We start from the raw sequence: 6,975 nt of genomic DNA on the forward strand, positions 1-6,975 counted from the left end.
GATTGATTTAATTACTTTATTTTGTTAGCATATTATCATATTAGCGAACTAAAGGATTCGGAATTTTTTGTTTTAATGTGTTGGAGGTGCGGAAGAACATGTTCATGTTTGAAAAACCATATGGTATGCGAGATTCATTACCAGGATTGTATGAGACGAAGAAAAGAGTTAGGCATTCTTTAACAGAGGTCATGAATGGTTGGGGTTATCGTTTAATGGAAACGCCAACGCTTGAATTTTACGATACAGTCGGTGTTCAATCGGCGATTACAGATACGCAGCTGTTTAAGCTTCTTGATCAAAATGGTCAAACCCTTGTGCTTAGACCTGATATGACGGGACCAATTGCGAGAGTGGCGGCTTCAAAGCTTCATGAACAGGCGTATCCGCTTCGAGTCGGTTATGCAGCCAACGTGTTTCGAGCACAGGAAAGAGAAGGCGGAAGACCTTCTGAATTTGAGCAGGTCGGTATTGAATTGATCGGTGATGGTTCGATTAGTGCAGATGCTGAAGTCATAGCGCTTGTCGTGTTTGCATTAAAAAATGCTGGACTTCAATCCTTCAAAATTGCGATCGGGCATGTGGCTTTGGCTGAGACCTTGTTTTTAGATGTACTAGGGAATACAGAGCGGGCGAACGTATTGCGCCGATTTTTATATGAAAAGAATTATGTGGGATACAGGCAGCATGTCAAACAATTGCCGCTCTCATCCATCGATAAAACAAGGCTGCTCCAGCTTTTAGAGCTGCGCGGCGGTCAAGAAGTGACCCAGCAGGCTGAAGAAATTGTGGTGTCACAAGAGGGCAAAGAAGTGCTTGCGGAGTTAAAGGCGCTGTGGGAGACACTTGAAGATTACGGCTGTACAGAATATATCCGTTTGGATTTAAGCATGGTTAGTCATATGAGCTACTATACTGGGATTTTGTTTGAAGTATTTGCAGATCATGTTGGGTCTGTGATCGGAAGTGGAGGAAGGTATGATCAATTGCTTGCTCACTTTGATGCACCCGCACCCGCTACAGGCTTCGGACTTCGATTAGACCGTCTTCTTGAGGCGCTCGACGCAAAAGAAATAAATGAGCCCCAAGAGGCTGTGATTTTTAGTAAAGAACAGCGGCTTGAAGCATTTGATTTTGCAGAAAAAGAGCGGACAAAGGGCAAAAGGATTGTTCTCCAAGACTTAGCAGGTATTGAAAATATCGATGCCATGACCAAGGCATTTGAGCAAGTGACTTATTTTATCGGCGCTAGAAAGGAAGAGCAAAATGGGTAAAGTGTTGACAATGGCAATGCCAAAGGGGCGGATATTTGAAGAAGCAGCAGGGCTATTAAGACAGGCTGGATATCAGCTGCCGGAGGAATTCGAAGATTCAAGAAAATTAATCATTGATGTACCGGAAGAAAATCTCCGCTTTATTTTAGCGAAGCCAATGGATGTGACGACATATGTAGAGCACGGTGTAGCGGATGTGGGCATTGCAGGGAAAGACGTCATGCTTGAAGAAGCACGGGATGTGTACGAAGTGCTCGATTTAAACATTAGCAAATGTCATTTAGCTGTAGCGGGCTTGCCGGGAGCCAGCTGGGGCGGTGTCGCACCGCGTGTGGCCACAAAGTACCCAAATGTCGCTTCTTCTTATTTTAGGGAACAAGGTGAGCAGGTGGAGATCATTAAGCTAAATGGTTCCATTGAATTAGCACCGCTCATCGGACTTGCCGATCGAATTGTTGACATTGTCTCCACCGGTCAAACACTTAAGGAAAATGGACTTGTCGAAACGGAACATATTTGTGACATTACGTCACGTTTTATTGTCAATCCTGTGAGCTATCGAATGAAGGATGCGGTAATCGATGAAATGGCGCAGCGTCTGGCAAGAATCATCGAAGGAGAAGGGGAGGAAACATCATGAACATCACCTACATACAAGAAGGTGAGACAGACACTCTCTCACTCAAGCGTTCTCTAGATACAGGAACGGAAGAGCAGCGATTGGCTGTTCAGCGAATAATCGAAGAAGTGAGAAAAAATGGTGACGAAGCGGTACGGTCTTTCACGAAGCAATTTGACGGTGTCTCTATTGAACAGCCACTTGTGACGGAGGATGAAAAGACAAAAGCCTACGAACGTTTGGACCCGGAGATGATCCAAATCATCCAAACGGCGATCCGGAATATTCGAACATACCACGAGCGTCAGCTAACCTCCTCTTGGTTTTATCACCAAAAAGACGGCTCAATGCTAGGTCAGAAAGTAACGCCGCTCGATGCGGTCGGTGTATATGTCCCAGGCGGAACAGCCGCCTATCCATCATCTGTTTTAATGAATGTGATCCCGGCACTTGTTGCCGGCGTTGAGCGAATTGTCCTTGTGACACCGCCAGGAAAAGACGGTCGTCTGTCTGACGCTGTACTAGTAGCAGCGAAGGAGCTGGGCATTTCAGAAATGTACAAAATGGGTGGTGCTCAGGCTATAGCCGCTCTTGCGTATGGAACGGACAGTATCCAGCCTGTTGATAAAATCACCGGTCCAGGAAACATTTATGTAGCACTTGCCAAACGGGAAGTATTTGGTCAAGTAGACATTGATATGATTGCGGGCCCAAGTGAAATTGCTGTCTTAGCAGATGAAACGGCAACCGCACATGAGGTGGCAGCTGATTTGCTTTCACAGGCAGAGCATGATGCATTGGCATCTAGTATTTTGGTGACACCATCTAAAGGATTGGCTGAAGCAGTGCAAGCAGAGGTGCAAGCGCAGCTGGACACTTTGCCAAGGAAATCAATCGCAGCACAATCTATTCAAGACCATGGTTATATTTACGTGACAGAATCCTTGGATCGTGCAGTTGATATCGTGAACCAGTTAGCCCCAGAGCATTTAGAAGTGCTGACGGCGTATCCAGAATCACTACTTGGTCAAATCAAGCATGCTGGAGCGATTTTCTTAGGGCGTTACAGCCCAGAGCCGGTAGGGGATTACTTCGCAGGACCGAACCATGTGTTGCCAACAAACGGGACGGCAAGATTCTCCAGTCCGCTTGGTGTCACGGATTTCCAAAAGAAAACGAGTATCATTTCATATAGCAAAGAAGCCTTCGAAACACATAGGGAAAGCATTGCGGCTTTTGCAAGATTAGAAGGGCTTGAAGCACATGCCAGATCGATTGAAGCGAGAAAGCGGGAGGAATCAAAATGAGACAGGCGGAAACAGCGAGACAGACAAATGAAACGAACATTTCGTTAGCGCTAGAGATTGATGGTGAAGGAAAAGCGGATATTCAGACAGATGTCCCTTTTATGACGCACATGCTCGACTTATTCACGAAGCACGGACACTTTAACTTAACTGTAGATGCAAAAGGAGACACAGATGTCGATGATCACCACACAACAGAAGATATTGGCATTGTGCTTGGGCAGATGTTGAAAGAAGCGCTCGGGGATAAAAAAGGAATTAAGCGCTACGGCTCTAGTTTTGTTCCAATGGATGAAACACTTGCCCAAGTCGTCGTGGATTTAAGCAATCGTCCTCATTTGGAAATGAGAGCTGATTTCCCGAGTCAGAAGGTCGGCACCTTTGATACGGAGCTGGTTCATGAGTTTCTTTGGAAATTTGCCCTTGAAGCACGAATCAATCTTCATGTGATCGTTCACTACGGATCCAATACCCACCATATGATTGAAGCCATTTTTAAAGCGATGGCACGCGCCTTAGATGAAGCAACAACCATTGATCCGCGTGTGAAAGGGATTCCGTCGACAAAGGGGATGCTCTAATGATTGGCGTCATTGACTATGGAATGGGAAATTTGTTTAGCGTATCAAAAGCACTGGAACGAGCAGGAGCGTCTTATATCGTGTCTTCTGAAGTAGAGGAGCTGAAAAAGGCAGATGCGTACATTTTGCCAGGAGTCGGTTCGTTTCGTGATGCGATGCAGCTGTTAAGACAGACAGGACTTGAGGCGTTTATCCACCAAGTCGTGCAGGAAGGAAAGCTGTTATTTGGCATTTGCCTTGGTATGCAGCTGTTGTTTGAAGAAAGTGAAGAAGCAGGAAAAACAAAAGGGTTAGGCTTTTTAAAAGGACGTGTCGTTCTTTTGAAGGATCGTGATCAGGATGGACAAAGGCTGAAGGTGCCTCATATGGGCTGGAATGAGCTCACATTTCATCAGCCGTCACCATTATTTGACGGTGTGCCGGAAGGATTTGCATACTTTGTTCACTCTTATTATGTGAGCGGCATGAATCCAGAAGATCTATTGGCAAGTGCGCCCTATGGCGTTCAAGTACCTGCCGTTGTTGGGAAGGGGAATGTGTTTGGAACGCAGTTTCACCCTGAAAAAAGCAGTACAACAGGAATGACACTGCTGAAACAGTTTATTCAATTAGCAAACGAACAGAGGGTGAGCAAATGAGTGATTTTACATTATATCCAGCAATTGATATGAGAAATGGCAAATGTGTACGACTTGTGCAAGGAGACTATGACCAAGAAACCATTTATGGAGATTCACCGTTAGACATGGCGAGACGGTTTGCAAATGAAGGAGCGAAATGGATACATCTTGTTGATTTAGATGGCGCAAAAGCAGGAAAACGCGTGAATCACGAGCATGTGCTGGCGATTGCTTCCTCATTAGATGTGAATGTCCAAATTGGCGGCGGCATTCGGACAGAAGAAGATGTTGCATTCTATCTAAACAATGGCGTATCGAGAGTCATTCTTGGCAGTTCAGCGGTGTCAAACCCGATTTTTGTGAAAAAAATGCTGGCGCAATATGGAGAGAAAATTGCCATTGGCATTGATGCACGAAACGGTTTTGTATCGACTGAAGGGTGGCTTGAAACGTCGGAAGTGAAGGCGGAGGAACTCGGTAAGGAACTGGCAAAGGAAGGCGCAGAGGTCTTCATTTTCACTGATATTCAAATGGATGGCATGCTGTCTGGTCCAAATGTGGAAAGTACGGTTCGATTAGCAGAAGCAACTGGCAAACAAGTCATTGCCTCAGGTGGTGTCAGTGCAGTAGGTGATCTGCAAAAGCTATCAGCACAAAAGCAGACAGGTGTGTCTGGTGCAATCATTGGCAAGGCGCTGTACACAAAGCAATTTACTTTAGCAGAAGCGTTTGAAGGGCTTGACAGCATATGATGACAAAACGAATCATTCCATGTCTTGATGTAAAGGAAGGGCGTGTGGTCAAAGGGATCCAATTTCTAGGGTTGAAGGATGCTGGTGATCCGGTCGAATTAGCGCAGATCTATGACGAGGAAGGTGCGGATGAACTCGTCTTTCTTGATATATCTGCCTCTCATGAAGGCCGAAAAACAATGGTGGATGTGGTCAAACAAGTTGCATCCACTCTCGCTATCCCATTCACGGTGGGTGGCGGGATTAACCACCTTGATGACATGAAGCGTATATTAAGAGCGGGGGCAGACAAGGTGTCTGTGAACACAGCGGCTGTTTTAAGACCGGAGCTAATAACAGAAGGAGCCGACTTTTTTGGTTCACAGTGCATAGTTGTTGCGATTGACGCGAAATACGATGAAGAGAAACAAGCATACATGGTCTATACGCACGGAGGACGCCGTCAAACGGATTTAGAAGTGAGTGACTGGGCGAAAGAAGCCGTGCGAAGAGGAGCAGGCGAGATCTTGCTGACTAGCATGGATGCCGATGGTGAGAAAACGGGATTTGAGCATCGTTTGACGAGGCTTGTATCAGAAGCAGTCACAGTGCCAGTTATTGCTTCAGGAGGTGCTGGCAATGCGCAGCATATGCTGGAGGCTTTTACAAAAGGTGAAGCTGATGCCGCACTCGCAGCCTCTATTTTCCATTATAAAGAAACCTCTATTCAAGAGGTGAAGACATATTTGAGAGAACACGGGGTGAAGGTAAGATGAAACAGGCAAACGAATTAATCTTTAATGATGCAGGTCTCATTCCTGCCATTGTACAGGATGCTCAAAGCAAGGAAGTTCTTACTTTGGCGTATATGAATCAAGAATCCTATGAAAAAACATTAGAGACAGGGGAAACATGGTTTTTTAGCAGATCGAGAAATGAGCTTTGGCACAAAGGAGCTACATCTAGACACACCCAGCGTGTTACATCTATTCGCTATGACTGTGATCAAGATGCCCTGCTTGTTCTAGTGACACCAAGCGGCCCAGCCTGCCATACAGGCAGCTATAGCTGTTTTTCAGAAGATGGCGTGAAACAGCCAAGGGGAGAACAAGACCGCTTTGCCATTTTAAATGAACTGGAACAGGTCATTGCGAAACGGCAGATGGAAATGCCAGAAGGAGCTTATACGACCTATCTTTTTGAAAAAGGAGTCGACAAAATCCTGAAAAAGGTAGGGGAAGAAGCTTCTGAAGTGATCATTGCGGCGAAGAACCGTGATCAAGAAGAATTGAAATGGGAAACAGCAGATCTCCTGTATCACCTTCTTGTGTTATTACGTGAACAGCAGCTGCCTCTTGATGATGTATTAAAGGTATTGAAAAAGCGCCATCAAGGGGAATGAAAAGCTGGGGGTACCCCCAGCTTCAGATTGTAGAGAAACTCATGTTTTTCTACAATCTTTTTTATTTTCACCATCATTATGATAGATGAGATTGAAGGAAAAACATGAAAAAGGCCTCCCACACACCTATCCTATAGCTTTGCTAGGTGTGTGGCAATCTTCTTCATGTTCTGGCAGGCAGCTGTGAGAAGCACTTGCTCACTTACATTTTGTTTTCCCCTTAACCGGCAGTAGCGAAGCCCATGCAGTTGTTTTGAATCTGCAAAGCTTCGCTCTATTTTTTCTTTTCTTTTTTTATATAGCTCTTTTCCAGTGGCAGACAGACGATTTTGCCTGATCTTTTCTTTATGTTCCTCCCACACATGTCTTGAGATGACCTTTTGATGATTTTTAGATCTTGTGCAGTTTTCAAGGAAAGGACACGATGTGCATTTTTTAGGA

General features: G+C 45.2%; 9 protein-coding genes. 8 read left to right on the forward strand and 1 reads right to left on the reverse strand.

From position 1 onward, the window contains the following. Nucleotides 1-98: 98 nt before the first annotated feature. Genes EBQ12_RS07480 through hisIE form a run of 8 tightly spaced genes read left to right on the forward strand, consistent with a single transcriptional unit; the run spans nucleotide 99 to nucleotide 6,534 of the window. On the forward strand, nucleotides 99-1,274 hold the full coding sequence (locus tag EBQ12_RS07480; protein ID WP_017368113.1) for an ATP phosphoribosyltransferase regulatory subunit: 1,176 nt from the start codon (nucleotides 99-101) through the stop codon (nucleotides 1,272-1,274). Next, nucleotides 1,267-1,914: an ATP phosphoribosyltransferase gene (hisG, locus tag EBQ12_RS07485; protein WP_007500071.1), complete on the forward strand. Its 648-nt coding sequence runs from the start codon at nucleotides 1,267-1,269 to the stop codon at nucleotides 1,912-1,914. The genes EBQ12_RS07480 and hisG overlap by 8 nt, the downstream gene beginning before the upstream one ends. After that, nucleotides 1,911-3,200 carry a histidinol dehydrogenase gene (gene hisD, locus EBQ12_RS07490; RefSeq protein WP_125589556.1) on the forward strand — a complete coding sequence of 430 codons (1,290 nt, stop codon included), beginning with the start codon at nucleotides 1,911-1,913 and terminating at the stop codon, nucleotides 3,198-3,200. Before hisG ends, hisD begins: the two co-directional genes overlap by 4 nt. Further along, nucleotides 3,197-3,781 carry an imidazoleglycerol-phosphate dehydratase HisB gene (hisB, locus tag EBQ12_RS07495; RefSeq protein ID WP_073412797.1) on the forward strand — a complete coding sequence of 195 codons (585 nt, stop codon included), beginning with the start codon at nucleotides 3,197-3,199 and terminating at the stop codon, nucleotides 3,779-3,781. The genes hisD and hisB overlap by 4 nt, the downstream gene beginning before the upstream one ends. Continuing rightward, the gene (gene hisH / locus EBQ12_RS07500) at nucleotides 3,781-4,419 is read left to right on the forward strand and encodes an imidazole glycerol phosphate synthase subunit HisH (protein WP_125589558.1); all 639 of its coding nucleotides are present in this window, start codon (nucleotides 3,781-3,783) and stop codon (nucleotides 4,417-4,419) included. Before hisB ends, hisH begins: the two co-directional genes overlap by 1 nt. Then, complete coding sequence (gene hisA, locus EBQ12_RS07505) at nucleotides 4,416-5,153, forward strand: 1-(5-phosphoribosyl)-5-[(5-phosphoribosylamino)methylideneamino]imidazole-4-carboxamide isomerase (RefSeq protein ID WP_039169085.1); 738 nt, start codon at nucleotides 4,416-4,418, stop codon at nucleotides 5,151-5,153. Before hisH ends, hisA begins: the two co-directional genes overlap by 4 nt. Next, a complete protein-coding gene (gene hisF / locus EBQ12_RS07510) occupies nucleotides 5,150-5,908 on the forward strand; it encodes an imidazole glycerol phosphate synthase subunit HisF (protein WP_035389615.1) in 759 nt (252 codons plus the stop codon). Before hisA ends, hisF begins: the two co-directional genes overlap by 4 nt. After that, a complete protein-coding gene (gene hisIE / locus EBQ12_RS07515) occupies nucleotides 5,905-6,534 on the forward strand; it encodes a bifunctional phosphoribosyl-AMP cyclohydrolase/phosphoribosyl-ATP diphosphatase HisIE (protein ID WP_125589560.1) in 630 nt (209 codons plus the stop codon). The genes hisF and hisIE overlap by 4 nt, the downstream gene beginning before the upstream one ends. A gap of 131 nt (nucleotides 6,535-6,665) precedes the next feature. Here hisIE and EBQ12_RS07520 read toward each other — a convergent pair. Further along, nucleotides 6,666-6,975, reverse strand: a 310-nt coding sequence (locus tag EBQ12_RS07520; protein WP_164511639.1) for a transposase, incomplete at its 5' end; no start/stop codon positions are given.

It is taken from the genome of Bacillus sp. 2B09, assembly GCF_003946835.1.
Classification (GTDB): Bacteria; Bacillota; Bacilli; order Bacillales; family Bacillaceae; genus Bacillus; species Bacillus altitudinis.